This window comes from Streptomyces amakusaensis, from assembly GCF_039532665.1.
Classification (GTDB): domain Bacteria; phylum Actinomycetota; class Actinomycetes; order Streptomycetales; family Streptomycetaceae; genus Streptomyces; species Streptomyces amakusaensis.
Window position 1 is genome coordinate 46,173 of sequence record NZ_BAAASB010000005.1, and the last position, 26,942, is coordinate 73,114.

Annotated in this window: 26 protein-coding genes and 1 pseudogene; 10 read left to right on the forward strand and 17 right to left on the reverse strand. The window is 71.6% G+C overall.

Going from position 1 to position 26,942, the window contains the following annotated elements:
• Nucleotides 1–15 precede the first annotated feature (15 nt).
• On the forward strand, nt 16–1,089 hold the full coding sequence (locus ABD371_RS10145) for an SDR family oxidoreductase (RefSeq protein WP_344475087.1): 1,074 nt from the start codon (nt 16–18) through the stop codon (nt 1,087–1,089).
• A gap of 31 nt (nt 1,090–1,120) precedes the next feature.
• On the opposite strand, the pseudogene ABD371_RS10150 reads toward ABD371_RS10145, so the two are convergent.
• The 3 genes and pseudogenes from ABD371_RS10150 to ABD371_RS10160 all read right to left on the reverse strand — a co-directional run.
• A pseudogene (locus tag ABD371_RS10150) lies at nt 1,121–1,228 on the reverse strand (DUF397 domain-containing protein); the annotation flags it as partial.
• A complete protein-coding gene (locus ABD371_RS10155) occupies nt 1,218–1,991 on the reverse strand; it encodes a methyltransferase domain-containing protein (RefSeq protein ID WP_344475089.1) in 774 nt (257 codons plus the stop codon). The pseudogene ABD371_RS10150 and the gene ABD371_RS10155, both read right to left, overlap by 11 nt.
• A gap of 162 nt (nt 1,992–2,153) precedes the next feature.
• Nucleotides 2,154–2,726 (reverse strand): hypothetical protein, encoded by a 573-nt coding sequence (locus ABD371_RS10160; protein ID WP_344475091.1) that lies wholly within the window; start codon nt 2,724–2,726, stop codon nt 2,154–2,156.
• A gap of 123 nt (nt 2,727–2,849) precedes the next feature.
• On the opposite strand from ABD371_RS10160, the gene ABD371_RS10165 reads away from it, so the two are divergent.
• Nucleotides 2,850–3,482 carry a hypothetical protein gene (locus tag ABD371_RS10165; RefSeq protein ID WP_344475093.1) on the forward strand — a complete coding sequence of 211 codons (633 nt, stop codon included), beginning with the start codon at nt 2,850–2,852 and terminating at the stop codon, nt 3,480–3,482.
• A gap of 79 nt (nt 3,483–3,561) precedes the next feature.
• Nucleotides 3,562–5,007 carry a PepSY-associated TM helix domain-containing protein gene (locus ABD371_RS10170; RefSeq protein WP_344475095.1) on the forward strand — a complete coding sequence of 482 codons (1,446 nt, stop codon included), beginning with the start codon at nt 3,562–3,564 and terminating at the stop codon, nt 5,005–5,007.
• A gap of 48 nt (nt 5,008–5,055) precedes the next feature.
• On the opposite strand, the gene ABD371_RS10175 is transcribed toward ABD371_RS10170, so the two are convergent.
• The 4 genes from ABD371_RS10175 to ABD371_RS10190 all read right to left on the reverse strand — a co-directional run bounded on the left by ABD371_RS10175 (nt 5,056) and on the right by ABD371_RS10190 (nt 10,244).
• Nucleotides 5,056–5,673, reverse strand: coding sequence for a winged helix-turn-helix domain-containing protein (locus ABD371_RS10175; protein ID WP_344475097.1), 618 nt, complete (start codon nt 5,671–5,673; stop codon nt 5,056–5,058).
• A gap of 504 nt (nt 5,674–6,177) precedes the next feature.
• Nucleotides 6,178–7,206: a glutamine synthetase gene (glnII, locus tag ABD371_RS10180; protein WP_344475099.1), complete on the reverse strand. Its 1,029-nt coding sequence runs from the start codon at nt 7,204–7,206 to the stop codon at nt 6,178–6,180.
• 141 nt (nt 7,207–7,347) lie between these two features.
• Entirely contained in the window at nt 7,348–8,550 is a 1,203-nt protein-coding gene (locus ABD371_RS10185; protein ID WP_344475101.1) for an ARPP-2 domain-containing protein, read from the reverse strand.
• Complete coding sequence (locus tag ABD371_RS10190) at nt 8,547–10,244, reverse strand: hypothetical protein (protein ID WP_381733407.1); 1,698 nt, start codon at nt 10,242–10,244, stop codon at nt 8,547–8,549. Before ABD371_RS10190 ends, ABD371_RS10185 begins: the two co-directional genes overlap by 4 nt.
• Between ABD371_RS10190 and ABD371_RS10195 the strand changes: the two genes are divergently transcribed.
• Nucleotides 10,243–11,151: a Gfo/Idh/MocA family protein gene (locus tag ABD371_RS10195; RefSeq protein ID WP_344475105.1), complete on the forward strand. Its 909-nt coding sequence runs from the start codon at nt 10,243–10,245 to the stop codon at nt 11,149–11,151. The genes ABD371_RS10190 and ABD371_RS10195 overlap by 2 nt on opposite strands.
• A 15-nt stretch (nt 11,152–11,166) precedes the next feature.
• Entirely contained in the window at nt 11,167–12,027 is an 861-nt protein-coding gene (locus ABD371_RS10200; RefSeq protein WP_344475107.1) for a DUF2207 domain-containing protein, read from the forward strand.
• Here ABD371_RS10200 and ABD371_RS10205 read toward each other — a convergent pair.
• Complete coding sequence (locus tag ABD371_RS10205) at nt 12,024–12,344, reverse strand: hypothetical protein (protein WP_344475108.1); 321 nt, start codon at nt 12,342–12,344, stop codon at nt 12,024–12,026. The genes ABD371_RS10200 and ABD371_RS10205 overlap by 4 nt on opposite strands.
• 98 nt (nt 12,345–12,442) lie before the next feature.
• A complete protein-coding gene (gene pdxR, locus ABD371_RS10210; RefSeq protein WP_344475109.1) occupies nt 12,443–13,861 on the reverse strand; it encodes a MocR-like pyridoxine biosynthesis transcription factor PdxR in 1,419 nt (472 codons plus the stop codon).
• Between the two features lie 47 nt (nt 13,862–13,908).
• Between pdxR and ABD371_RS10215 the strand changes: the two genes are divergently transcribed.
• Nucleotides 13,909–14,385: a carboxymuconolactone decarboxylase family protein gene (locus ABD371_RS10215; RefSeq protein WP_344475111.1), complete on the forward strand. Its 477-nt coding sequence runs from the start codon at nt 13,909–13,911 to the stop codon at nt 14,383–14,385.
• A gap of 67 nt (nt 14,386–14,452) precedes the next feature.
• Here ABD371_RS10215 and ABD371_RS10220 read toward each other — a convergent pair whose 3' ends face one another.
• The gene (locus ABD371_RS10220) at nt 14,453–14,815 is read right to left on the reverse strand and encodes an ArsC/Spx/MgsR family protein (RefSeq protein WP_344475113.1); all 363 of its coding nucleotides are present in this window, start codon (nt 14,813–14,815) and stop codon (nt 14,453–14,455) included.
• 139 nt (nt 14,816–14,954) lie between these two features.
• Between ABD371_RS10220 and ABD371_RS10225 the strand changes: the two genes are divergently transcribed.
• The gene (locus tag ABD371_RS10225; protein ID WP_344475115.1) at nt 14,955–15,281 is read left to right on the forward strand and encodes a hypothetical protein; all 327 of its coding nucleotides are present in this window, start codon (nt 14,955–14,957) and stop codon (nt 15,279–15,281) included.
• 79 nt (nt 15,282–15,360) lie between these two features.
• Here ABD371_RS10225 and ABD371_RS10230 read toward each other — a convergent pair whose 3' ends face one another.
• The 3 genes from ABD371_RS10230 to hemC form a co-directional block, all read right to left on the reverse strand.
• Complete coding sequence (locus tag ABD371_RS10230; protein WP_344475117.1) at nt 15,361–16,218, reverse strand: MOSC domain-containing protein; 858 nt, start codon at nt 16,216–16,218, stop codon at nt 15,361–15,363.
• Entirely contained in the window at nt 16,205–16,798 is a 594-nt protein-coding gene (locus tag ABD371_RS10235) for a GNAT family N-acetyltransferase (RefSeq protein WP_344475119.1), read from the reverse strand. Before ABD371_RS10235 ends, ABD371_RS10230 begins: the two co-directional genes overlap by 14 nt.
• 108 nt (nt 16,799–16,906) lie before the next feature.
• Nucleotides 16,907–17,842 (reverse strand): hydroxymethylbilane synthase, encoded by a 936-nt coding sequence (gene hemC, locus ABD371_RS10240; RefSeq protein ID WP_344475121.1) that lies wholly within the window; start codon nt 17,840–17,842, stop codon nt 16,907–16,909.
• A gap of 176 nt (nt 17,843–18,018) precedes the next feature.
• Between hemC and ABD371_RS10245 the strand changes: the two genes are divergently transcribed.
• Nucleotides 18,019–18,345 (forward strand): CU044_2847 family protein, encoded by a 327-nt coding sequence (locus ABD371_RS10245; protein ID WP_344475123.1) that lies wholly within the window; start codon nt 18,019–18,021, stop codon nt 18,343–18,345.
• The gene (locus ABD371_RS10250; protein WP_344475125.1) at nt 18,342–22,526 is read left to right on the forward strand and encodes a trypsin-like peptidase domain-containing protein; all 4,185 of its coding nucleotides are present in this window, start codon (nt 18,342–18,344) and stop codon (nt 22,524–22,526) included. The genes ABD371_RS10245 and ABD371_RS10250 overlap by 4 nt, the downstream gene beginning before the upstream one ends.
• Nucleotides 22,527–22,592: 66 nt before the next feature.
• On the opposite strand, the gene glnA is transcribed toward ABD371_RS10250, so the two are convergent.
• Nucleotides 22,593–24,002, reverse strand: a complete 1,410-nt coding sequence (gene glnA, locus ABD371_RS10255) for a type I glutamate--ammonia ligase (RefSeq protein WP_344475127.1) — start codon at nt 24,000–24,002, stop codon at nt 22,593–22,595.
• A gap of 236 nt (nt 24,003–24,238) precedes the next feature.
• Here glnA and ABD371_RS10260 point away from each other — a divergent pair, with 236 nt between their 5' ends.
• Entirely contained in the window at nt 24,239–24,706 is a 468-nt protein-coding gene (locus ABD371_RS10260) for an RDD family protein (protein WP_344475129.1), read from the forward strand.
• Nucleotides 24,707–24,805: 99 nt separating this feature from the next.
• Here ABD371_RS10260 and ABD371_RS10265 read toward each other — a convergent pair whose 3' ends face one another.
• The 3 genes from ABD371_RS10265 to lipA all read right to left on the reverse strand — a co-directional run bounded on the left by ABD371_RS10265 (nt 24,806) and on the right by lipA (nt 26,942).
• Nucleotides 24,806–25,516 (reverse strand): DUF4191 domain-containing protein, encoded by a 711-nt coding sequence (locus ABD371_RS10265; RefSeq protein ID WP_190121809.1) that lies wholly within the window; start codon nt 25,514–25,516, stop codon nt 24,806–24,808.
• 10 nt (nt 25,517–25,526) lie between these two features.
• Nucleotides 25,527–25,727 (reverse strand): SCO2195 family GlnR-regulated protein, encoded by a 201-nt coding sequence (locus tag ABD371_RS10270; RefSeq protein ID WP_190121808.1) that lies wholly within the window; start codon nt 25,725–25,727, stop codon nt 25,527–25,529.
• A gap of 237 nt (nt 25,728–25,964) precedes the next feature.
• Entirely contained in the window at nt 25,965–26,942 is a 978-nt protein-coding gene (lipA, locus tag ABD371_RS10275; RefSeq protein WP_344475133.1) for a lipoyl synthase, read from the reverse strand.

The window sequence follows — 26,942 nt, forward strand, 5'->3', positions numbered from 1 at the left end:
AACAAAGAGGTACATATGAGTATGAAGCAACTCGCCCTCGTCGTCGGCGGAACCGGTATCGCGGGCCGTGCCCTGTGCCGGGAACTCGCCCAACAGGGCCGCCGTGTCGTGAGCCTGTCGCGAAGCGCCCCGGCAGCGCCGCCGGCCGGTGTCGAGACGGTACGCGCCGACCTCACGGACGCCGAGTCCGTGGCCGCCGCACTGGCCGGACTGGCCCCCACGCACATCTTCTTCACCGCCTGGAGCCGCCGGCCGACCGAGGCCGAGAACATCGCCGTCAACGCGGCGATGGTGCGCCACGTCCTGGACGCCGCCGGCCGCTCCGGCCGACTGCGCCATGTCGCCCTGGTGACCGGGATCAAGCACTACCTCGGCCCCTTCGAGGAGTACGCCGCCGGAGCGCGCGACACCCCCTTCCGCGAGAGCGAGCCGCGCCTGCCGGTCCCGAACTTCTACTACGCCCAGGAGGACGAACTCTGGGAGGCCGCCGAACGGCACCGCTTCACCTGGAGCGTCCACCGCTCGCACACGATCATCGGGCACGCTGTCGGCAACCATATGAACATGGGCATGACCCTCGCCGTCCAGGCCGCCCTCTCCCGCGCGGAGGGCACGCCCTTCGTCTTCCCCGGCAACGAGGTCCAGTGGAACGGCATCACCGACATGACCGACGCGGACCTCCTCGCCCGCCAGCTGATCTGGGCCGCCACCACCGACGGCCTGCCCAGCCAGGCGTACAACACCGCCAACGGCGACGTCTTCCGCTGGCGCCGGATGTGGCCCCGCATCGCCGAACTGCTGAAGGTCGAACCCGAGGGGTACGCCGAACGCCCCCGCCCCCTCGAACACCAGATGTCCGGCCGCGCGGACGCCTGGCGCGCGCTGGCCGCCCGCGAGAACCTGGCCGAGCCGGACATCACCCGCGTCGCCTCCTGGTGGCACACCGACGCCGACCTCAACCGCCCCGTCGAATGCTTCACCGACCTCACCCGCAGCCGGACCGCCGGATTCACCGGCCACGCCGACACGCTCTCCTCGTTCGCCGCCCTCTTCGACACCCTGCGCCGGGAGCGCGTCATCCCCGCTTGAGCCGGGCGCTGCGGGCGAGGGCGACCCGTCCCCGCACGGGGACGGTGCCGGTGGCGCTGAGGCCGACGGCCACCTCCACGCATGCGCCGCCGTTGCTGCTGTGGGAGGACGTGACCCAGCGGGGGGTCTCAGCGGTCACGGAGTGCCCTTTCGCCGAGGTCCGCCACGAGAAGCCGGTAGCCGACGTCCAGCGCTTCGCGGTCGAGCAGTTCGGCATGCCGCTCGTGCCAGCTGCCGGAGGACAGATCGCCGGACAGCCGGGCCAGCCCCGGGCGGAGGACCTCCTCGCCGGTTTGGGCGAGCATCGAGATACCCGCTCGCACTTTTGGATCGAGGTATGCCTCGGGCCGACGCCAGAAAGCGGCACCGAATCCATCGGTGCAGTCGTACGGGATCGGCACCGGGACCGTCTCGACGCGGGTGCCGCCGCCCAGCAGCGCGGTCAGCCGGCCGATCGGAACGGAGTGCGCGTCGACGTACTCGCCCACCTCCGGCAGGTACTCGTCCAGCAGCCAGAACCTGCGGAAGACCGCCTGGTCCCAGGTGAAGACGACGACGCGCCGCCTGCCGATCCGCAGGAGTTCCCCGACACCGGCCTCCAGATCCGTCCAGTGGTGCACGGTCAGCACGGCCATCGCCGCGTCGGCCGAGTCGTCGGCCACCGGGATCGACTCGGCGGACGCCTGAAGGGCCCGCGCCGATCCCGCCGGACGCTGGGCGATCATCACCGCACTGGGCTCAACCGCCAGCACCGTCTGCGGTGGTTCGTAGGAGCCGGCACCCGCGCCGACATTGATGACACTCCCGGCGTCGCCGAGCGCTGCGTAGATCCTGGCCGCGATCCGGTGGTCGGGCCGTCGCGTGTGATGGTAGGTCGCGCCGATGCGGTCATACGTCGTCACGACGGGAGTGTGCCCCCGCCGCCCGTCACCTACCGTCGCTGATGAGCCATCTCCGACCCGACCGAGCCCCCGCGAGGTGCGAGGCTCGGGGGAGTGGAGTGGAGTGGTGCGGTGACGGCGATCCGCTGTCCGGACCCTCGCTGCGGGCGGCGGCGGAGGAGGTCATAGAGGGGCCGGCTCCACCCTGCCGCTGAACCGGCCGCCCACCCGGTCGGCGAGCCAGTGGACACGGGCGGTCTGGTCGCCGTTCCGGTCGCGGCAGTGGACGTGGACGGTGTGGTCCTGGGACGGCTCGTCCTGGTAGAGGTCGCGGGAGTTCACCGTGAGGGTGAGGTAGGCGTACTTCTGGGAGATCGATTCAAGCCCGGCTTCGGGGACGGCGGGCCAGGCGTCGAGGTCCCATCGGACGGCCGCCGAATCCTCCGGCCGCAGGGCGGTGATGAAGGGCTCGGCGCTGTCCAGGGGACGCCCCCAGTCGAACACCCGGATCGGCAGACAGCCGGCGGGGTCGTCGCCGGCCTTCGAGGAGCCGTGCCCGTCGCCGGAGAGGGCCCACCAGTCGAGGCCGGGCAGGACGTCGAGGACTCGGGCCAGGGCGTCCGGCGACCGGATCACGGCTTCGAAGTCGACCTCGCCGTGGGCGCTGTCCGCGACGGCCAGCAGGGACCGCACCGCGCGCAGGGCTTCGGGCAGATCGGGGGTCGTGAGGACGGCGGCTGCGGCGGAGTTGCTCATTCCGGCACGATAGGACGGCGCGGGTCACCAGCCCAAGCGGTTTGTGGACCGCCGCGGGGCGGCAAAGACATCCCGCCGCCCCCCTGCCGCTCCCACCCCCCGGGATGGCAACATGTCCCCACCATGACAGATGCCCGGTCGCCCCTGCGCGCGCTGCGCGCCGCGCTCTTCGCGGCGATCTGCGTATCGCTGGCCGCGATGGGCCACTCCTTCGCATCCGGTCATGACATTCCGCTCCCCGCCCTCCTCGGAGCCCTCCCCGTCACCGCCGCCGCCGGCTGGCTCGCCGCCGCCCGCCGCAGGGGAGCGGTCTCGATCGGGCTGGGGCTCCTCGCGGGGCAGGGCGCGCTGCACCTCTACTTCGCCGGGACCCAGTCGCACGGACCGCCGCCCGTCGGCGGCGGACACCACACCGGGGCCGCCGCCCAGGCGGCCCTGCCGGACCCGGCCCTCCTCGGGCAGTCGCCGGTCACGATGGTGGTCGCGCACCTTCTCGCCGCCGCGGTCTGCGGTCTCTGGCTGGCCAGGGGCGAGAAGGCGTTCCTGCGGCTCGCCGAAGCCGTCGCGGCCTTCGCCTTCACTCCGCTGCGGCTGCTGCTCGCCGTCGTGGCGCTGCCGTCCGCCCCGGCCGTACCGCTCCGCGAGCGCCCCGCGAACGCCCGCGGCCGCGATCTCCTCCTCGGGCACAGCCTGGTGCGGCGCGGCCCGCCGCGCTTCCCCGTCCCCCGCGCCACGGCCCCCGGAGCAGCCGCCTGACCGCGACTGACCGCGACTGACAGTGCCTGACCTGGGGGTCATTCCCCCATGCCAGTTTCACTGACCCCCCAGGATCACCATGGCCATTGACGCGCCCGCAGAGGGCCGCACCGAGACCGAGCAGCAGGACACCGCCGCCGGCGGCTCCACCTCCGTCTGGAGCGCCCTGCGCCCCCTCGCCCTCCGTATCCACTTCTACGCCGGCCTGCTGGTCGGCCCCCTGCTGCTGATCGCCGCCGCGAGCGGTCTGCTGTACGCGCTCTCCTTCCAGGCCGAGAAGATCGTCTACCGGCATGAGCTCCAGGTCCCGGTCGGCGACCGCGCCCTGCCGCTCTCCGAGCAGGTGAAGGCCGCGAAGGAGGCCCGCCCCGACGGCACGGTGACGGCCGTGTGGCCCGGCGCGGAGGACGACGCGAGCACCCGCGTCCTCATGAGCTCGCCGAAGGTCGAGGAGGGCAAGTCCCTCGCCGTCTTCGTCGACCCGTACACCGCCGAGATACGCGGCTCGCTCCCCTCCTACGGCAGCTCCGGCGCGCTCCCGCTGCGCACCTGGCTGGACGAGCTGCACCGGGATCTCCACCTGGGCGACCTCGGCCGCAACTACAGCGAGATCGCCGCCAGCTGGCTCTGGGTCGTCGCCCTCGGCGGACTGCTGCTCTGGCTGGGCCGCAGGCGTCGCACCAAGCGCGCGCTGCTGCTGCCCGAGCGCGGTGCCAAGGGCCGCCGCAAGACGCTCTCCTGGCACGGCTCGGTCGGCCTGTGGGCCGTGGTCGGCCTGGTGCTGCTCTCCGCCACCGGACTGACCTGGTCCCGGTACGCGGGGGAGAACATCGGCAAGGTGCAGGACCAGCTCGGCGGGGCCAGCCCCGCGATCTCCGCGACGATCGAGGGCGGCTCGGGAGACGGCGGCGGCGGACACGAGGGCCACGAGGGGCACGGCGGCGGCGACGCGGCGGCCCACCGGGGCGCGGACGTCGGCATCGACCATGCGCTGGAGTCGGCGCGCGCCTCCGGGATCCGGGGCGACAAGCTGGCGATCACGCTGCCCTCGGAGGGCACCGGCTATGTGATCAAGGAGACGGACGCCACCTACCCCCTCCACCTCGACTCGGTCGCCGTGGACCCGGCGAGCGGCACGGTCATCGACCGGCTCCAGTTCTCCGACTATCCGCTGCTCGCCAAGCTCACCCGCGTCGGCATCGACGCGCACATGGGCGTCTTCCTCGGACTGGCCAATCAGCTCGCGCTGGCCGCCGTCGCCCTCGCGCTCATCCTGCTCATCGTGTGGGGCTACCGCATGTGGTGGCTGCGCAGGCCCACCAAGGCGCGGACCTTCACCGGCGGCCGTCCGATCCCGCGCGGGGCCTGGCGCAGGGTTCCGGCGACGGTTCTGCTCCCGCTCGCCGCGGCCACCGTGTTCATCGGCTGGTTCGTACCGCTGCTGGGCATCACCCTGCTGGTGTTCGTGGCGCTCGACCTCGCCCTCGGCGCGGTCGCGAAGTTCCGCGCGGCGCGGAGCCAGTAGCCACGGGAGGTACGGTCCGGTCCCCCGGGCGGGGGACCGGACCGGCGCTCACGGGGTGTACTTGTAGCCGACCCGCCGCACGGTCTGGATCGTGTGGCGGTGCTCGGCCCCCAGCTTGCGGCGGAGCCGTGCCACATGGACGTCGACGGTGCGTCCGTCGCCCACGTGCCCGTACCCCCAGACCGTCGTCACCAGCTGGTCCCGGGTGTGCACCCGGTGCGGGTGCGCCACCAGGTGCGCCAGCAGCTCGAATTCGAGATAGGTGAGGTCGAGGGGTTCGTCGTTGACCACCGCGACACGCTCCACCATGTCGATCCGCACCGGCCCGGCCGAGCCGTCCGAACCGTCGGAGTCGGCGGGCGCGGGCTGCGCGGCGGCGGCCGGGTGCTGGTCGGCCGGGACCAGGACGAGATAGCCGACCATCGGCGGCCGGCCCGGCAGCCCGGGGACGCTGTGCTGCGGCACCGGCAGCCAGGTCGCCCCCGGCGGCAGGAACTCCGCCACATCGACCGGGCTGCCCTGCGGGACCACCTCGTCGCGGTCTATGGCCCGCAAACGGTGGCGGGCGGGATTCAGCGCCCCCGCGTGCACGGCGGCGGTCGCGGCGGTGGCGGCGGAGGCCGCGCTGCCGGCGGAAATCGAGGAGAGGGGGCGGGAGTTCGCCATGAGAGGTCAGCTCTCTTTCAACGCGGAGGAGTCGTCAAGTCGGTAGGACGGACGTACGTCGTGCGCGCTGGCCGAAGGCCGGAAGATCGGCTTTAGAGGGCCTGCGCGTTCACCGCGCTGCAACACTCCCGATCGAAGTCATGGTGCTGCCGAGACGGCCAGAACGGCTCAAGGTCGTGGCGACCTGTCGCGACACTCTCCATGCTGGCCATGGGCTCATTGAAGCAGATGAACACTGTGCGAACGAGGGTCACTCTCACTTACCGAGACGCCGATCTCGTCACACTCGCGCCCAGTTGGGGCCCGCCCGGAGCGGGAATCGGCCTCGGTGCGACAACTGCCCCGCTCAGCCCATGCATCGCTCGCGTCAATCCGCCGGAAACACGATCTTCATCCTTCTCCGTCCTTGGACGGCCGTCCCAGCAGATGGACAGAACCCTTCGTGGCACGGCCGAGGGGGCGCCCGCCGGAATCGGCGGACGCCCCCTCGGGACTGATACGGGGTCAGCTGCGGCCGGCCTTCTCCAGCGCGGAGCAGCAGGTGTCCACCATCAGACGGGTCACCACATACGGGTCGACATTGGCGTTGGGGCGGCGGTCCTCGATGTAGCCCTTGCCGTCCTTCTCGACCTGCCACGGGATGCGCACCGACGCGCCCCGGTCCGAGACGCCGTAGCTGTACTCGTTCCACGGAGCCGTCTCGTGCTGCCCGGTGAGCCGGTCGTCGATGCCCGCGCCGTAGTTCTTGACGTGGTCCAGCGGCTTGGAGCCCTCGCCGAGCGACTCGCAGGCGGTGATGATCGCCTCGTACCCCTCGGGGCCCTCGCGCATCACCTTGGTGGAGAAGTTGGTGTGCGCGCCCGCGCCGTTCCAGTCGCCCTTGACCGGCTTGGGGTCGAGCGTCGCCGACACCCCGAAGTCCTCGGCGGTGCGGTAGAGCAGCCAGCGCGCGATCCACAGCTGGTCCGCGACCTCGACCGGCGGCAGCGGGCCGACCTGGAACTCCCACTGGCCGGGCATGACCTCGGCGTTGATGCCGGAGATCCCGAGCCCCGCCTTGAGGCAGTTGTCCAGGTGCGCCTCGACCACGTCACGGCCGTGGATCTCGTCCACGCCGACGCCGCAGTAGTAGCCGCCCTGCGGCGCGGGGAAGCCGCCGACCGGGAAGCCGAGCGGCCGGTCGCCGTCGAAGAAGGTGTACTCCTGCTCGATGCCGAAGATCGGCTCCTGCGAGGCGAACCGCTGGCCGGCCTCGGTCAGCTCCGCCCGGGTGTTCGACGGGTGCGGGGTCATGTCCGTGTTGAGGACCTCGCACAGCACCAGCAGGTCCGAGCCGCCGCGGATCGGGTCGGGGCAGGAGAAGACCGGCATCAGCACACAGTCGGACGCGTCGCCCTGGGCCTGGTTGGTGCTGGAACCGTCGAAGCCCCAGAGAGGCAGCTCCGCTCCGTCGGCGAGGATCTTCGTCTTGGAACGAAGCTTGGCGGTCGGCGCGGTGCCGTCGATCCAGATGTACTCAGCCTTGAAGGTCACGGGGCCTCATCCTCTTACGGTCTCGCGGGTGCAGCGGTATGCGATGAAGCTTCGCAATACACCATTTCCCGTCCGTTGCCCCATTGTGAACCCCGTGTTACGCGGCACCGGAGGGCTGTGGGACGCCCCACACTGCCACGGCTACCCGCCACCGCCACCGCCGCCGCGCCGGGGCATCCGCTCCGCCCCCTCCCGCACCAGCGCCTCGAACCCCGCGTCCCGGATCCGCCGCACCAGCTCCGCCCGGCTGTCGCCGAGCGTCGCCGAAGCCCGGTCGAGATCCCAGTCGTGGGCGCTCAGCACCGTCAGCAGATACCCCCGCCGGATCTGCGCGTCCGACAGCCGGAACGTCTTCAGATACGCCGTACGCCCCCGGTGATCCGTGATCACCTCGCCGATGTGCTGCTCCCGCTCCCCGCGCCGGAACGAGGGCAGGAACCGCCACAGCGTGAACCCCTCCATCGCGTACACCCGCTCGAAGAGGTACGAGGGATCCAGCAGCCGCGCCGCCATCAGCGCGTCATGCCCCTCGGCCCACTCCCGCTCCGCCGCGCGCGCCGCCGCCCGCAGACCGTCCAGCGTCCGCACCCCCCGGCCGTCGCCGAGGCGGACGGTGAACTCGGGCACCGGCCCGCCGAAGAACGCGTACTGATGGATCACCTCCCCGTACAGATCCTCGATCAGCGTCGCGTGCAGCGCCCGGTAGTCCTCCGGATGCGGCACCACGAAGGCCGCGGCGAGCGAGTCCGCCGCGTACAGCAGCACCCCGCACTGCCCCGGATGGATCTCGAAGACCCGCAGCGCCTCATCGAGCCCGGGGATCCGCCAGCCCCCGTACGCCGCCTCCGCGCGCGGCGGGAGCCCCTGCCGCAGCGCCTCGGCCGACCACTCGTCCCAGGCCGTGGACGGGCCGCCGAAGTGCAGCGACAGATAGCCCTCCAGCGCCAGATGCTGCGGCAGGAACCGCAGCCGCCGCTCGGCGGCCCCCCGGGCGCGGAGGCGCTTGGCCAGCCGGTGATGGGAGCGCAGCGGTACGCACGGCGGTGCCGCGTCGCCCAGCCGGGTCCCGTACACGGCGGACTCCGCACCGCCGCCCTTCGCCCGCCTGTCCGCCGATCCGTCCGCCAGTCCGTCCACCGACCAGTCCGCCACGAAGCCGTGCGGGACATAGGAGACATAGCTCTGACCCGGCCGCGTCTCCACCTCCGCGTACTGGTCCCCGTACACCTCCCGGCGCAGCCGCAGCCCCTCCACCGGCGCCTCGCGCACCAGCGGGACCAGCCGGATCCCGCCCCACACCTGCGAGGGCAGCACCGAGAGCCCGCTCAGATCCAGCTTGTTCACCGCGATCCCTCCCGATCCCCACCCCGGCGGCGGTGCGCCGCCACGAACCGCTCGACACGGCGGTCCAGATACGACTGAAGCTCGGCGAGCCCGGTACGGCCCTCCGCGAACTGCGCGATCTCCACCAGGGCCGGGAGATCCTCCGCGTCCCGGACCCCGGCGGTCGGCACGCTCGGCGCGAGCCGCCGGACGTCGAGACCGTCGGCGTCGTACACCGGATTCAGATGGACGACACTGGTGCGCCGCGCCGCATCGAGCCGGGTGCGCCAGACCCTCAGCACCTCGCCCGCGAGCCCCGGCGGCGCGTTGTCCCAGCCGTCCGAGACGATCACCAGCCGCTCGGGCGGACCCTCCAGCGCGTCGAGTATCCGGGCCCCGACCGGGCTCGCGCCCCACGGCCGCACCAGCAGCGCGTCCGCACGGCCCGAGGTCCAGTGCGCGCGGTACGAACCGGCCAGCGCCGCCAGCAGATAGTGCGCGCCCAGCGCGACCGCCAGCGGACGCCTGCGCTTCACCCCCGAGCCGTACGAGGAGTAGCTGTCGTCCAGCACCGCCGCGACCGTGCCCCAGCTCCCCGCGTGCGGCCCCGCCGCGCGCAGTGCCGAGGCCCGCAGCGCGCCCGTCAGCTCCTCGCGACGCCGTGAGCGCTCGTCGAGGGAGAGGGAGAGGACGTAGAGGGCGAGCCGGGTCAGCGGCATCGAGGCGAGATCGGCCCGGGGGGCGGAGGCGGGGTTCGCGGCCCGGGTGCGCAGCCGCTCCAGCCGGGTCATCCGGGGCGCGATCCGCTCCAGGAACACCTCGCGCGCCACCCCGTGCCGGGCGGCGAAGCCCTCGGCGACCGTGAACGGCAGCTCGTAGACCGCGCCCTGCTCGTAGTGGGCACGGCGGTGCGCCTCCAGCAGCGGATGCGCGTAGCGGGTGCGGTGCTTGGGCCGGAAGAGGAAGTCGCCCAGCTCCTTCGCCCCTTCGGCGGGCCCGGGCGGCAGATGGGTGTGCCGGACGGCCGTCCGCAGCCCCTCGCGGTACTTCACCGCGTCCAGGCCGAGATCGGGCCGCGCCGCCAGCCACTCCCGCTGAATCGCCCGGGTGCGCCGGTTGTTGACCTTCGCCGCCCGCAAGGCCCGGAACAGCCGGTACACCCGCTGCGGCGGCAGCACCGCCAGCCGGGCGGCTATCAGCTCGCCCTCCCGGCGCTTCTGCTCGGCGTCCACCTCGCCCGAGGTGCGCAGCAGCCGCTCGATGATCAGGGCCGCGTTGTGGTCGTTGATGTCGAGGGCGAGGGCCGCCGCGTACACCGGGCGATAGTTGACCTGGACGTACTCATGGAGAAAGGCCAGCGAGAGCCGCTGCTCGGCCGCGTCGGAGCGGAACTCGCGCTGTCCGGTGGCGGTCACCGCCGCGTTCACGAAGATCAGTACGTCTTCGGCGGCGACCAGGTCGGCGAAGCTCTCGGCGGCGGGCTCGGCGGCCTCGGCAGGCTCGGCGGTCTTGCCCACGGTTTTCCCCCTCGGGCGGGCAGCAGGAAGCCGGCCGGGGAATGGGGGCGCGAACGGCGAAATCATGGCTTTACAGAGCGAGTCTCGGAAGTCGCGCCGGAGTCCCGCGGCCGGCCCTGGAAACGTAACACCCGTGCGTGGGTCGCTCCTCCGATTTTCGCCCGGCGGACGGGGCCGGAGGGGCACACTGAGCCCCATGCACAATCCCGTGAAGATGTTGCGTTGTGGACTTTTCGGCGCCGGTCATTGGGCGAGGCAGACCCATGCGCCCGCACTCGCCGCCCATGGCGGAGTGGACTTCGTCGGGGTGTGGGCGAGACGGCCCGAGGCCGCCGCCGCGCTCGCCCGGGACCATGGGACGGCCGCGTACTCGGGGGACGAGGGCGTCGACGCCCTTCTCGCGGAGTGCGACGCCGCCGCCTTCGCCCTGCCCCCGGACGTACAGGCCCCGCTCGCGGTCCGGGCCGCCGACGCGGGCCGCCAGCTGCTGCTGGACAAGCCGGTCGCCACGACGGTGGCGGCGGCCCGCGAGACCGCCGAGGCGGCACGGCGGGCCAAGGTGGCCTCCGTGGTCTTCTGCACCCTGCGCTTCGCCCCGGACACCGAGCTGTGGATCAACGAACAGGCCTCGGCCGGCGGCTGGTTCACCGCCCACGCCCGATGGCTCGGCGCGCGCCACGCCCCCGGCTCGGCGGACGGCCGCCACCCCCGCTCGCCGTGGCGGAGCGAGAAGGGCGGCCTCTGGGACGTCGGACCGCACGCCCTGTCCGTGCTCATCCCCGTACTCGGCGACGTCACCGAGGTCAACGCCCTGCGCGGTCCGGCGGACAGCGTCCATCTCGTCCTCCGGCACTCCTCCGGTGCCTCCAGCACCTCGACCCTGGGCCTCGGAGCCCCGCCGAACGCCGCGGGCGCGGGCGTCGAACTCGTCGGCGAGCACGGCAGAACTGCGATGCCCCGCTGGAACGACGCCATCACCGCCTACCGCGCCGCCGTCGACGAACTCCGCTCCTCGATGACCACCGGCCGACCGCACGGCTGCGACGCTTGGTTCGGCCTCCGCCTCACCGAGATCCTGGCGGAGGCAGAGTCCAGACTGAACTGAGCCGAGGGGGAATCGATGGGGTGGATAACCGGCGAGGCGCGCTTCGCGCTCTGGTGGCTGCTGGGCTTCGCGGCGGTCAACGCGGCGCTGGGCTGCTGGTGCCTGATCCGGGGGTGGACCGACCGCGCGACCGTCCGGCGCGTCAAACGCGAGGGCATCGGGCCTGTGGAGGCGTCCTGGCAGGCGGGCGGTGAGCGGACCGCCGCACGGACGGCCGTGGGCCTCCTCGCCCTGGGGGGAGCCGTCGACATCTCCGACGCGGGCGTGGTCACGGCCGTGCCCGGCGCTCCCGAACCGTCCGACCCGGTCCTGTCCGCGCTCCTCGAAGGCATCCGCCGCCGGAGCGCGAGAAAAAAGACCCGGCTGTACGAGATCCTCGACACGGACGAGTTCGCACCGTATCGGAGCCGACTCGCCGACCGCGTCCCGGCCGTGCGCCGATACGCCGAGCGCGGCCGGGTCGTCGTGGCCTTCGCCGCGTGCGGCATCAGCTTCGGCCTGAGCGCACACGGCTTCGCCGCCGGGGTGCGCCTCCCCTTCCTGGACGGGGACCCCGCGCTGTGGGTCCTGGTGTGGTGGCCCGTCTGGGGTCTGCTCGCGCTCTGTGCGGCGGCATGGCCCGACGAGCGCACCCGGCGCTGGCGGCGCTTCAACCGATACTGCCGGCGAGTGGCCGACACCGCCCTGGAGGGCCTCCCGGACCGGACCCGCCGCGCTCTGGGCAAGGGGGCGTTCCGGCGTACCCCGCCCCGTCCTCGGCGCGCGCAGGGACCGGCCCGGTCGAAGCGTGACGCTCCGCATCAGGGTGGGGGGAGCGGCTGGTCCGACGACACCGGTACGAGCTCGTGCGGTGGCGGCTGCGGTGGCGGCGACTAGGGCCTGTCCTCGCCGGACGCCTTGACGAGGTCGTTCGCGGCGACGAGGCCGAGCCCGGGCGCGGCCTCGCGCAGCGCCTTCACCGCGCGTACCTGGTCATGGACCGGATCGGCGTCCGCCTCGCGCAGGGTCCGCCGTACCCATTCCCCCGTCCGCTGCTCGTCCGTCAGCGCCCGGTGGCGTTCGACGATCCGCAGCGCCTCCTGGAGCCCGGCCCGCGTCGACGGGTCGGCCGTTTCCAGCGCGGTGACGAGGTCCGCGTGGACGTCGTCGGCGTCGTGGAGGAGTACGAAGGGAAGGGTGCGCTTGAACACCATGGAGTGATGGGTCCTTTCTTCGGCGGTGCGATGAAAACATCGTATTCGCCGCCTTGGTGCACTCGGCGGGCGACGGTCTCCGTACGCCGCGTTCCTCTTCACGCCCCCGCGAGGTTCTCCTCGGCCGGGGGCAGCGCCCGGCACAGGGCGTCCAGTGCGCCGGGGTAGTCGCGTTCGGGCGGGGTGGCGTAGCCGACGACGAGCCCGTCCCGGCCCGCCGGGGCCAGGGGATGGCGGTACTCGTCCAGCCCTTCGACCGCCAGCCCCTGCCAGGCCGCCGCCTTCACCACCGCCCGCTCGCTCCCCGGCGGCAGCTCCAGCACGGCGTGCAGCCCGGCGGCGACCCCGCCCACCCGGACCTGCGGAGCGCGCTCGGCGAGCACCTCCACCAGCCGGTCGCGGCGACGGCGGTGCCGCTGCCGCATCCGCCGCACATGGCGGTCGTACGCGCCCGAGGCGATGAAGTCCGCGAGGGTGAGCTGCTCGGTGGCGCTCGACCACTGCTCCCGCTCGCCCTTCGCCGCCGCGATGTCGTCCACCAGCGCGTCCGGGAGCACCATCCAGCCGATCCGCAGCGCGGGGGAGAGGCTCTTGCTCACCGACCCCAGCAGCGCCACCCGCTCCGGATCCAGCGACTGGACGGCCCCCACCGGCTGCCGGTCGTACCGCAGCTCCCCGTCGTAGTCGTCCTCCACCACCAGCCCGCCCGTGGCCCGCGCCCAGTCCACGACCGCGGCCCGCCGGCCGGACCCCAGCGGACCGCCGGTGGGGAACTGGTGCGCCGGAGTGAGCAGTACGGCCCGCTCCCGGCCGAGCCCGGACACCTCGGCCCCCTCCGCGTCGACCGCGAGCGGCGCGGTCTCCACCCCGGCGCCGGTCAGCAGTCCCCGGTGGAAGGGGAGTCCGTACGCCTCGACGCCCCACCGCCCGCCGACCGTCCGCGCCAGCAGCCGCAGCGCGTGCGCCACGCCCGAGCAGAGCACGATCCGCTCCGGATCGGTCCGCACCCCGCGCGCCCGCGCCAGATACCCGGCGAGCGCCTCGCGCAGCTCCGCCCGCCCGCGCGGATCACCGGGCCCGAACGCGTCGTCGGGCGCGGCGTTCAGCGCCCGCCGCGCCGAGGCGATCCAGGCGGTACGGGGGAAGGCCGCCGGGTCGGGCTTCCCCTGCACCAGGTCGTACACCGGCCTGCCGACCCGGTCGGGGGCGGTTCGCACCCGTACCGGCGCGACGGGCTCGGCCCGAGCGGCGACCCGGGTGCCCGAGCCCTGGCGGGCGGTCAGCCAGCCCTCGGCGACCAGCTCGGCGTAGGCGTCGGCGACCGTGTTGCGGGCGACGCCCAGATCGGCGGCGAGCGAGCGGTAGGGCGGCAGCCGGGTGCCGGGGGCCAGCCGGCCGCCGCGTACCGCCTCGCGCAGCGCCCGCATCAGCACCGCCCGCCGGCCGCCCGGACCCGACAGCTCCAGATGGAGATCGGCCCCCAGGACCTCCGCCGAATTGACCCATGAATCTTCCATGAAAATGCACCCTACGACCGGTCGCCCGCGATCCTAGATTGGTACCCATGACGACGACACAGAACCCCGCCACCCCCGCCGCCCGCATCGACTTCGCCCGCCGGGCCCCCAAGGTCTTCCGCGCGGTGATCGGCCTGGACGCGGCGGCCCGCGAGGGCCTGGACCCGACCCTCGTGGAGCTGGTGCAGATCCGCTCCTCGCAGCTCAACCACTGCGCGTACTGCCTGCACCTGCACACCGGCGACGCCCGCAAGGCGGGGGAGAGCGAGGAGCGCCTGCACATGACGGGCGTCTGGCGCGAGGCCAGGCACTTCTTCACCGAGCGGGAGCAGGCGGCGCTGGCCCTCACCGAGGCGGTCACCCTCATCGCCGACGGCGGCGTACCGGACGCGGTCTACGCGGAGGCGGCTGCCCACTTCGACGAGCGGGAGCTGGCCCAGCTGCTGGCCCTGATCGTCACCATCAACACCTGGAACCGGATCGCGCTCGCCACCGGCAAGGTCGCGGGCACCGACGAGCGCTGAGCCCGGTCGGCCCGGTCGGCCTCAAGGCCCGAGCTCTTGGTTCTCAGCCTCAGCCTCAGCCTCAGCCTCAGCCTCGGCCGAGGGCGTCCCGTACCGCCTCCGGTGTGCGCGCCACCACCGCCGTGCCGTCCTCCGCGGTGATGATCGGCCGCTGGATCAGCTTCGGATGCCGCGCCAGCACCGCGATCCACCGCTCGCGCGCGGCCGGCTCCCGCGCCCACTCCTTCAGCCCCAGCTCCTTCGCCACTGGCTCCTGGGTACGGGTGATCTCCCACGGTTCGAGCCCGAGCCGCTCCAGTACGCCGCGGATCTCCTCCTCGCTCGGCACATCCTCCAGATAGCGCCGCACGGTGTACCGGGCGCCCTCCGCGTCGAGCAGTTCGAGCGCGCCCCGGCACTTGGAACAGGCGGGATTGATCCAGATCTCCATGCCGCCACGGTACCGCCCCGAAGCCCATAAACACCGTCTGGCCAGGGCCGATTGTCAGTGCCTGGAAGTAGAATGGGGAGTAGTTCGGGAGGGTCCCGCCACCGTGCCTGGAGGTTTGCCGATGGCCGTAACCAGAGTCATGACGAAGCCGACTGAACCAACCACGACGACCACGACGACGACCACCGTGCGCACCACCCGGACGGTGCGCACCACCCGCGCCGCCGGGTGCGCGCCCCTCGCCAAGAAGCCGCTTCCGGCCGGCCGGCCGCGCGAGTGGTATGTGACGCACAACCGCAGGCTGAAGGCGATGCGTCTGGCGATCGCCCTGCTCGACTCGGGGGTCCACCCCCCGGCGACGGCGGACAACCGGCGGATCCGCGAGGCCGCCGATCTGATCGGAGTGCACCCGCCGTCCGACGCCACCTGCCGGATGGTGCGGGCGCTGATCCGCTACGGCCGCTGATTCCTTTCCGCACTCCCGCACGCTCAGCCGCTGCCGCCCCGGTGTCCCCGGGCGGCAGCGGCTGTGCGTGGAAACCCCCTCAGACGGGCTGTTCGGCCGCCCAGGTCACCCGCACGGCATCGCCCACCGAGAGGACGCCGTGCCGCAGGACGGCGGCCTTCGCCCCGAAGCTCACCTTGTTCTCGTACTCCGGCTCCCGCCGGTAGGTGGCGAGCGTCCGGATCGGCTCCGGCCCCGAGCGCACCCCGGTGACCTGGTCGACCATCGGGACCGCGCATCGCATCGCCCGTACCGAGTGGGCGAGTTCGGCGGTGCCGATCACCAGCCTGCGCATCCGGTCCTCGTCGTGCGGCTCGGCGCAGCCGTCGAGCACGATGTTCGGCCGGAACCGGTCCATCGGCACCGGCCGGCCGCCCCCGGCCACGATCCGGGCGTTCAGATCGTCCAGCGAACGCCGGGAGGCGATCAGCAGGGCGTGCGCGTCGGCGAAACCGACCTTGCCGGGCGTCTCGCCCCAGCCGTCCCGGTCGAAGCCGGGCGGCACCCGTACCAGCCGGGACGGCTTCCCGAGCACCTCCGAGAACCACTCGGCCGCCGTGTCCCCCTGATCCGGGACCTCGCCGACGGACCGCCCGAACAGGGTCACCGCCCGCCGCTCGGCATCCGGTTCGACCTCCACGACGACGCTCTCCACCCCGTCGGCGGACAGCCGCAGCCGGGCCCCGCCGTCGAGCACCTCGGGCCGTACGGCCGCCAGCGAGGGCAGCGTCCGCTGACTGCGGAAGGAGCCGTCCTCGGCGTCCACCGCCATGAAGACACGGTCGTGCAGCAGGCCCATCTCTCCGACGGAGGCCGAGTTCACCGCCGTACCGGCGCAGCCCTTCACCGGGTAATAGATCAGCTCTCGTACCGTGATCGCGGGGTCAGAGGCGGGCACGGAGACGCTCCTTCACGGGCGGCCATTCGTCGGCGAGGATCGAGAAGTACACCGAGTCCCGCCAGCTTCCGTCCGGCCGCCGCCGATGCCTGCGCAGCACTCCCTCGCGCCGCGCGCCGAGCCGGGCGATGGCCGCCTGCGAGCGCTCATTGAGATGATCGGTCTTCAGCTGCACCCGGCCCATGCCCAGTTCCTCGAACGCGTGCGTCAGCAGGAGCAGCTTCGTCTCCGTGTTGACCGCGGTACGCCAGTACTCCCGGCCGTACCAGGTCCAGCCGATCTCCAGCCGCTCGTCCACCGCGTCGACGTCCAGGAAGGTGGTCCAGCCGACGGCCCGCCCGCCGGCCAGATGCATCACGGCGAAGGGGACGTACTTCCCCCGCTCGGCCTCGGCGAGCACCTCGTCCAGCCGCTCGCCCAACTCCTCCCGCGTGCGCGGAGTCGGCCCGCCCTGCCAGCGCCAGATCTCGTCGTCCCCGCCGCCGGCGTCGAAGAGATCGGGCAGATGGGCCCTGGTGAGCGGTTCCAGACGGACATGGTGGCCGGTGAGAACGGTCGCGGAGGGCGGCGTGGCGGACATGGCTCAAACGCTAGCCGCTTCCTGTACTAGCTGCAAACATTTTTCACACTAATACAAAGGTGATTGCCTCGGTGCCTCGGTCCCTCAGCGCCTCCGTGCCTCCGTGCCTCAGTGGTCGATTCCGTCGATCAGCTCCCGCGCCCCCTGCCGCAGCAGCGCCACCGCCACCGACGTCCCGAGCGTCGCCGGATCGAGCGGCCCCGCCCACTCGTGCGCGTTCAGCACCCGCTTGCCGTCCGGCGTGAAGACCTTCGCCCGCAGCGACAGATCCCCGCCGCTCTCGGCCCGCGCGTACCCCGCGATCGGCGAATTGCAGTGCCCCTGGAGCACATGCAGAAACATCCGCTCCGCCGTCGCCTCCCGGTACGCCGCCCGGTCGCCGAGCCCGCTCACCACGTCGATCGTCGCCTCGTCCCCCTCCCGGCACTGGAGCGCCAGAATCCCCGCCCCGATCGGCGGGCACATCACCTCCGGCGAGAGCACCTCACTGATCACATCCGTACGCCCGATCCGCTCCAGCCCCGACACCGCCAGCAGCAGCGCGTCCGCCTCCCCCGCCGCCAGCTTCTCCAGCCGCCGATTCGCGTTCCCCCGCATCGGCACACACTCCAGCCCCGGATGCGAAGCCGCCAGCTGCGCCACCCTCCGTACCGACGACGTCCCGATCCGCGTCCCGTCCGGCAGCTCGTCCAGCGTCAGCCCCCCACCGTGCACCAGCGCGTCCCTGACGTCGTCCCTCTCCAAAAACGCCGCGAACACCGTCCCCGCCGGCAACGGCCGATCCGCCGGCACATCCTTCACACAGTGCACCGCCACATCCGCCTCCCCCGCCAGCAAAGCCGCGTCCACCTCCTTCGTGAACGCCCCCTTGCCCCCCAGCCGCCCCAGATCCCCCATCCACCGATCCCCCGACGTCGTCACCGGCACCACCTCCGTCCGGACCCCCGGCCGGTACCTCCCCAACTCGGCCCGCACCCGCTCGACTTGCGCGAGCGCCATGGGGGAGGAACGGGACACGATCCGAATCAGCTCAGGCTCAGACATGCCGCACACCCTAGGGGGTACGAGGCGCTCCCCGGCTCATTCCGGCGACACCCGGGCGACGGGCGCGCCGCCTCCCCGGCAGGGGGCCGCCGGCCGTTCGTTCAGCCGTTCGTCCGGCCGTTCGCCGTCGTCTGTCGCGGCAGTAGAATCTCCGCCACGCGAAGCGAGGGGGCGAAGTGGCTTCACAGATAGTCTCGTACGAACTGGACGACGGAACGGTGGTCCGGTTCGAGGCCGAACCGGCCGGTGACTGGCATCCCGTGGCCGCCGACGACATCGTCGGCCGCGTCCGGGACGCCGCCGGTCCGGCGGTCGACGCCGCCCGAGCGGTACTGCACCGGGTCGCCGAACTCCGCCCCGACCAGGTCGAGGTGAAGTTCGGCCTCAAGGTCAACGGCACGGCCAACTGGATCGTGGCCAAGGCCGCGACGGAGGCCAATTTCGAGGTCACCCTGACCTGGCAGCCACGGCCCGAGCCGGACCGGGAACCGCCTCGGGCATGAACGCGCCCCCGTCGGGCGGCCGACCCGGCCGCGACACCTGGGTCGCGTCCATCCACCTGACCGAACGGGACGGGAAACCGCTCGGCACCGGCATCCTCATCGACGGACGGCGGGTACTGACCTGCGCTCATGTGGTGGAGACGGCCTGGAAGAGACAGCCGGAGCTCTGGATCGCCCTCCCCAAGGCGGAGGAGGCCGTCACCGGCCGCGTCCGGATCTCCGGGATATCGCTGCCGCCGGATCCCGACCACGAAGTCCAGGACGTCGCCGTGCTGCGCCTCGCCGAAGAGGTGCCCGCCGCCCTGGCGGCGCGGCTGCGGCGGCCGACCGCCGAGGCTCTCGTCGGCGCGGCCTGGCGGTCGTTCGGATTCCCCGACGGCGTTCTCGGGAACTCCGCCGGCGGATCGGTGGGCGAGGCCCTCGGATACGGATGGATACGCCTCGACACCAGCGAACTCCGGTACCCGGTCAAGGGCGGGTACAGCGGAGCGGCCGTGTGGTCACCGGACTATCAGGCCGTGGTCGGCATGGTGGGCCAGGCGCACGCCACGACCGGCGACGCCCGCGCCCTGACCATCCGTGCCCTCGACCGGTTCCTGCCCGACCAGCAACTGCGCCGGCTCACCGACCGGTCGGCGGAAGGCGACCCCGAGACCGCTTCGGCCTCATGGGACTGGTCCCTCGGAGCCGACCCCGAGACCGGACGGCACTGGAACCCGCGTGCGCGGGGCGTGAGCACGGAAGCCGAACGGGGCTTCCGCTTCCGGGGCCGTGCCACCGCGCTGCGGTCCATCGCCCAGTGGCTGGAAGGAGCCCCGCCACGACGCCAGGTCCTGGTGGTCACCGGGGCACCCGGCGTCGGCAAGTCCGCGGTCCTGGGCCGGATCGTCACCACGGCCGACGAAGGGGTCGCCGCGTCGCTGCCGCCCGGCGACACCGCCGTACGCGCCCCCCTGGGCTCTGTCTCCTGCGCGGTGCACGCCAAGGGCAAGACCGCCCTGGAGGTCGCTCAAGAGATCGCGCGCGCCGCTTCGGCACCGCCGCCGGCCCAAGTCCTCGATCTGCTCCCCTCGCTGCGGGAAAGCCTGAGACAACGCCCCGAACGCCCCTTCACCCTGATCGTCGACGCCCTGGACGAAGCCGGCACCCCCGACGAAGCGCGCGCCATCATCCGCCGGATCGTGGTCCCGCTCGCGGAGACCTGCGCGGACCTGGGCGCACGCGTGGTCGTCGGCACCAGGCGCCGGGACCCTGCGGGCGACCTGCTGGGAGCCTTCGGGCGTACGGCCCGGCTCATCGACCTCGACACGCCGGAGTTCTCCACCCCCGAGGATCTCACCGCGTACGCGCTGACCACCCTCCAGCTGCACGGCGACGAACGCCTCGGCAACCCCTACGCCGACACCGCCGTCGCTCTCCCCGTGGCCGCCCGCATCGCCGGTCTCGCCGACGGGAATTTCCTGGTCGCGGGCCTTGTGGCCCGCGCCCATGGAGTCCATGACGAAGAGGCCGTCCACCCGGAGAGCATCGTCTTCCCCGTCACCCTGGACGCCGCACTCCGCGAGTATCTGCGCCTGCTGCCCGACGTCGGCACTCTCCCCGCCGAGAAAGCCCTCACCCCGCTCGCCTACGCCGAGGCTCCCGGGCCGACCATGGCCCTCTGGCGCACCGCCCTGAACGCCCTCTTCGGCACCGCTCCCCCCGAGAGCGACCTCTTGGCGTTCGCCCGCTCCTCCGCCGCGAACTTCCTGGTCGAGACCGCCCGAGAGGGAGCCGGCGACGCCACCTTCCGGCTCTTCCACCAAGCACTCAACGACTCCCTGCGCGCCGCCCGCGCCGACGTCGCCTCCACCACGGGAGACGAACGCGCCCTCGCGTACGCCTACATCGCCGAGGGCACGAGAACGGGCTGGGCCGATGCCCCCGCGTACCTCCTCCGCTCCCTGCCCCTCCACGCCGGCCGAGGAGGAGCGATCGACCGCCTCCTGGCCGAGGACGACTACCCCCTCCACGCGGATCTGCGCCGGCTGATCCCCCAGACCCGCCTCGCCACGACCGACCACGGCCGCGCCCGCGCCCGGCTCCTGCGACAGACCCCCCGCGCCCTCGACGCCCCCGCCCCCGAGCGCGCCGCCCTCTTCAGCGTGACCGAGGTACAAGAACGCCTCGGCACCACCTACCGCACCGGCACCGCCGCCCGGCCCTATCGAGCCGTGTGGTCCACCGCCGCCCCGTCCAGGGAAGTCGCCGTCCTCGAAGGCCACACCAAACAGGTCACCGCCCTCTGCTTCCTCCGCCCCGGCGGCCGCAACCTCCTCGCCAGCGCCGGCGAGGACGCCATCCGCCTCTGGGACCCCGACACCGGCGACGCCCTCCGTACCCTCAACGGCTACTCGGGCTGGATCAGTTCACTCTGCGCGGTCGAGACAGCCGATCGCACCCTCCTGGCCGGCGCGGGCCAGGAGGGCACGGTGTGGCTCTGGGACCCGGACACCGGAGAAATCCTCCACACCCTGAGAGGACACGACGCGCCGATCGATCAGCTGTGCACTGTCCACACCACAGACCGCGCACTCCTCGTCAGCCGTGGACGCGACCGACGCGCCATCGTCTGGGACCCGGCCACGGGCAACACCGTGCGCGTCTTCCGGACCCGGAGCCGCGACATCAGGGCCATGTCCCCCATCGAGTTCGAGGGCCGCGCCGTTGTCGCCCTGCTGACAGCGCATTCGGAGAACCGCTCCCAGGTCCGGCTGTGGGATCCCGTGACAAGCGAAACCGTCCGCACTTTTCTCACTGGCAGTGCCCTGCATAAGAAGCTGGCGGCAGTGCCGTGTCAGGGCCGCTCTCTCCTGGCCATCAGCGAAGGCGTCACGGAGCACGCGACCATAACCCTGTGGGATGCCTCGACCGGCCGGGTTTTTCGCGCACTCGATGATGCTGAACAGGATTCCCCCTATAGCGTTATGGGCGTCCGGGTAGCGGGCGAATCTTTCGTGGTCGCCGGTTATGGCCATGAGGAGAGAGGCCAAGTCGTCGTCTGGAACTCGGCGACCGGTCGGCGGACCCACCGGCTGGAGGGCCACGGCGGCTGGGTGGGCGCCCTGTGCGCCGTGGAGTCGGGGGGAGAGACACTCATCGCGAGCGCGGGGCAGGACTGCACAGTGCGCCTGTGGGACATCCGCCGTTCCCCCGAGTCGGACCTGTTCGACGGTCCAGGCAGCTGGATCGCCTCTATGTCCGTGCTGGAAGTCAACGGGTGGGCGGCTGTGGCCAGCAGCGGAACACCTGGGGCGGTCCCCCTCCACGATGCGGCCACCGGCACACTCATCGACCGGATCAGCACCCTCCACGCTCGGGTCGTCAGTCTCCACACCACGAGCATCAACGGTCGCGCGGCCCTGGCCATCGCCAGCAGTGACGCGGAGGAGGGCGCGATTCAACTCTGGGACTCCACCACTGGCGAGGTGGTCCGCACTCTGGCGGTCCCAAAGATCGGCACAGTGTGCCCGGTCGAGATCGGCGGACGTCCCTGTATCGCCATCGCCAGCAGAAACAAAGGGGTCAATGAACTCTCTCTGTGGGATTTCTCCACAGACGAGATCATCTCCCGCATCACAGGTGAGGAGGAACTGATACAGGATCTCTGCGCACTGGAAGCCGGTGGTCGTGTCCTCGTCGCCGTATTGAAGGAAACCGTTGAGTTTCGCCCTGGAGGATTCCACGAGGGTGCCCTCCACTTCTGGGACCCGATCCTCGGCGAACTGGGCCGACCCACAGCGATTTCCGACGCCGCCTTCGGATTCCTCTGTGTCCTTGAGGCCGGGGAGCGGGCCATTCTGGCAATTGCCACACATCGGAGAGACAACAATCACGACCAAGTGGGCACCGGGGCGGTGTGTGTGATCGACCCTGTCAGCGGCCGAATTCTCCATGACCGGGAACTCCACAACGGGTGGGTCAACTCCATCAGTCCCGTGAAGTTCGGCACCTGGTCCGGCATGGCGAGCGCTGGCCAGACCGAGAGATCAGTCCGGCTGTGGTCCGCCGACGGCCTGCGAAAGAGGATGGACATCCCCGTCCGCCGCGAGGTCTCCTCCGTCGTCCAGGCCGACGGTCATCTCGTCTTCGGCCTGGGCGACGGCGGTCTGATGGCCGTACGCCTCACCGAGGAGGCCTGAGCAGCGGCGAGGGCCGCCACCCCGACGGGGGTGGCGGCCCTCAAATACTGTGCTGTGGCCTGCGGCTTAGAGGTCGAAGTACAGCTCGAACTCGTGCGGGTGCGGGCGCAGCTGGATCGGGGCGATCTCGTGGGTGCGCTTGTAGTCGATCCAGGTCTCGATGAGGTCGGAGGTGAAGACACCGCCGGCCTGGAGGTACTCGTTGTCGGACTCGAGGGCGTCGAGGACGGCGGGGAGCGAGGTGGGGACCTGGGGGACGCTCGCGTGCTCTTCGGGGGAGAGCTCGTAGAGGTCCTTGTCGATCGGCTCGGCGGGCTCGATCTTGTTCTTGACGCCGTCGAGGCCCGCGAGGAGGAGGGCGGAGAAGGCGAGGTAGGGGTTGGAGGAGGGGTCCGGGGCGCGGAATTCGACGCGCTTGGCCTTGGGGTTGGAGCCCGTGATCGGGATCCGCATCGCGGCGGAGCGGTTGCGCTGGGAGTAGACCATGTTGACCGGGGCCTCGAAGCCGGGCACGAGGCGGTGGTAGGAGTTCACCGTGGGGTTGGTGAAGGCCAGGAGCGAGGGGGCGTGCTTGAGGATGCCGCCGATGTAGTAGCGCGCGGTGTCGGAGAGACCGGCGTAACCCTGCTCGTCGTAGAAGAGCGGCACGCCGCCCTGCCAGAGCGACTGGTGGACGTGCATGCCCGAGCCGTTGTCGCCGAAGATCGGCTTCGGCATGAAGGTGGCGGTCTTGCCGTTGCGCCAGGCGACGTTCTTCACGATGTACTTGAAGAGCATCAGGTCGTCGGCGGCGGCGAGGAGGGTGTTGAACTTGTAGTTGATCTCGGCCTGGCCGGCCGTGCCCACCTCGTGGTGCTGGCGCTCGACCTGGAGGCCCTGACGGTCCAGCTCCAGGGAGATCTCCGCGCGGAGGTCGGCGAAGTGGTCCACCGGCGGGGCGGGGAAGTAGCCGCCCTTGTAGCGGACCTTGTAGCCGCGGTTGTTCTCGACCGCACCGGTGTTCCAGGCGCCGGCCTCGGAGTCGATGTGGTAGAAGCTCTCGTTCGCGGAGGTGTTGAAGCGGACCGAGTCAAAGACGTAGAACTCGGCCTCGGGGCCGAAGTACGCGGTGTCCGCGATGCCGGTGGAGGCCAGGTACATCTCGGCCTTCTTGGCGATGTTGCGCGGGTCGCGGCTGTACTGCTCGCCCGTGATCGGGTCGTGGATGAAGAAGTTGATGTTGACCGTCTTGTCCCGGCGGAAGGGATCGACACGGGCCGTCGACAGGTCGGCGCGGAGCGCCATGTCGGACTCGTGGATCGCCTGGAAGCCGCGGATCGAGGAGCCGTCGAAGGCCAGCTCCTCGGTCGGGTCGAACGCCGCGGCCGGGATCGTGAAGTGCTGCATCACGCCAGGCAGGTCGCAGAATCGAACGTCGATGAACTTGACGTCCTCGTCGGCGATGTACTTCTTGACGTCGTCGGCGTTCTGGAACATCCAACTCCTCCTACTCCCGTCCCGGGCGGGGCGGGTTTGTACAGCTCGGTCGTGCGGCCAGTGCGGTGGCGCGCGCAGCCCCGACCTTAGGCAGACGGGATTTCTCCAGCATGACCCATTTGTTTCGCACAAGTTAACCGGGGCGGTACGGGGCGGCGGCCCGGCGCGCCGGGGCGTTCCGCCCGGAAGCGGGACCGGGCGGAAGGAGGGGAAACCGGGCGCAGTACCGTGGACGGGTGGACAACAGGCAAGTAATCGGATCGTGGCTCTCGGGGCCCCGCGCGGCGGCCGAGGAGATGGGCGCCGACTTCGGGCACCGGGGCAAGCGGCTCGGTCTGCCGGAGGCAGGACCGGGCTCCGTGGCCCCTCTCGGACGGCGCTTCGGCGCCCTTTTCATCGACTGGGGGCTCTGCTTCCTGATCGCGTACGGACTTCTCGCCGACGGCGACCGGCAGGCCGCGGGAAACTGGGCCCTGGCCGTCTTTCTCGTACTGAACCTGCTCACCGTCGGCACCGTCGGCTTCACCCCCGGCAAGCGCATCCTGGGCCTCGCCGTGATCTCCGCGGACGGGGGCAGGCTCGGCATCGGGCGGGTCGTGGTGCGCAGCGTGCTGCTCTGCCTCGCGATCCCGGCCCTCATCTGGGACCGCGACGGGCGCGGGCTGCACGACCGCCTCTCCCGTGCCGTACAGGTGCGGATCTAGCAGGAGACGCGGAGACGCTGGAGACAGCGAATGGCTGAGGGGCTCCCGGAATCCGGGAGCCCCTCAGCCATTCGTCAGTCAGTCGGACGCGCGGACGCGTCAGCGGGTCTTCGGGCCGCCGCGCGGCATCCGCATGCCCTTGGGCATGGGCCCCTTCGGCATGGGCATATTGCTCATCAGGTCGCCAAGTGCCCGAAGTCGGTCGTTCGCCGCCGCCACCTGCGCGCCGGAGAGCACTCGCGGCAGCTTCAGCATGGTCGTACGGACCTTCTTCAGCGGTACCTGGCCCTCTTCGGTGCCCACGATGATGTCGTGCACCGGCACGTCCAGCACGATGCGCGCCATCTTCTTCTTCTCGGCCGCCAGCAGAGACTTCAGCCGGTTCGGGTTGCCCTCGGCCACGAGCACGATGCCGGCCCGGCCGACGGCGCGGTGGATCACGTCCTGGCTGCGGTTCATCGCGACCGCCGGGGTGGTGGACCAGCCGCGTCCCACGTTCTGGAGAACGGCGGCGGCGGCGCCGGGCTGGCCCTCCATCTGGCCGAAAGCCGCCCGCTCGGCGCGGCGGCCAAAGATGATCGCCATCGCGAGGAACGCCAGGAGGAAGCCCAGAATGCCCAGATAGATGGGGTGGCCGACCCAGAAGCCGATCGCGAGGAAGACACCGAAGGTGACGATTCCCACAGCCGCGATGATCAGACCGACCTTGGGGTCGGCCTTTCGGGTCATCTTGTAGGTCTGAGCGATCTGCTTCAGTCGCCCCGGGTTCGCAGCGGCGTCAGCGCCGTCTGATTTTGCCTTCCTCGCCATAACCGGAAGTTTACGTGGCCTGTGGGGCGGTACCAGCCACGGCCTCCAGTACGTGCTGGGCCTCGGCCCGGTCCCTGGCCCGGCCGCGGTCCTCCAGGACCGCCGACCAGGCATTGCGGCGCGCGGTGCGCTGTCCGCCGCCGAGAAGCAGGGACTCCACGGCGCGCAGGGCGCCGGTGATGGACGGGCTGGCGGTCGGTGCGGTCTGCATGGCGGAGGCCCCCCTCTGGATACCTGAGATCCGGACACATTCGGACACTGGGATCAGGTTTACCCGTTGGTGTTACCAGGGGGTGACCGACCGGTCAAACGTGGATGAAACCATGACGCCGCGCCGCATCGTGCCCGGTGAACACAGACGCGGCCCGTACGCCGCCCCGACCTGCGGGGGGAGTGCGGACCGCGCCATGACCAGCCCTTACCGGGCGGTAGTCGCTTGTGCCCGAATTCACACGGTGGTGGCCGGCTGCACGGTGCCGGCCGACTGGCCGCGCCGCTCCATGGCCTGGCCGAAGAGCCGGCCCGCCCGGTACGAGGAGCGGACCAGCGGGCCCGACATCACACCGGAGAAGCCGATCTGGTCGGCCTCGTCCTTCAGCTCCACGAACTCCTGCGGCTTCACCCAGCGGTCCACCGGCAGATGGCGCGCCGACGGACGCAGATACTGCGTGATCGTGATCAGCTCACAGCCGGCGTCGTGCAGCTGCCGCAGCGCGTCGGTGATCTCCGCGCGCTCCTCGCCCATGCCCAGGATCAGATTGGACTTGGTGACCAGCCCGGCCTCACGGGCGCGGGTGATGACCTCCAGCGAGCGGTCGTAGCGGAAACCGGGACGGATCCGCTTGAAGATCCGGGGCACGGTCTCGACATTGTGCGCGAGCACCTCGGGCCGGGACGAGAAGACCTCGGCCAGCGCCGCGGGCATCGCGTTGAAGTCCGGTATCAGCAGCTCGACCTTGGTGTGGCCGCCCTCGCGCTCCGACGTCATGGAGTGGATCTGGCGGACGGTCTCCGCGTACAGCCACGCGCCGCCGTCCTCCAGGTCGTCGCGGGCGACGCCGGTGATGGTGGCGTAGTTCAGGTCCATGGTGACGACCGACTCACCGACCCGGCGGGGCTCGTCCAGGTCCAGCGCCTGCGGCTTGCCCGTGTCGATCAGGCAGAAGTCACAGCGCCTGGTGCACTGGTCACCGCCGATGAGGAAGGTCGCCTCGCGGTCCTCCCAGCATTCGTAGATGTTGGGACAGCCCGCCTCCTGGCACACCGTGTGCAGCCCTTCGCCCTTCACGAGCGCCTGCATCTTGGTGTACTCGGGGCCCATCTTCGCCCGGGTCTTGATCCACTCGGGCTTGCGCTCGATGGGGGTCTGGGCGTTCCGGACCTCCAGGCGCAGCATCTTGCGTCCGTCGGGTGCGACAGCGGACAC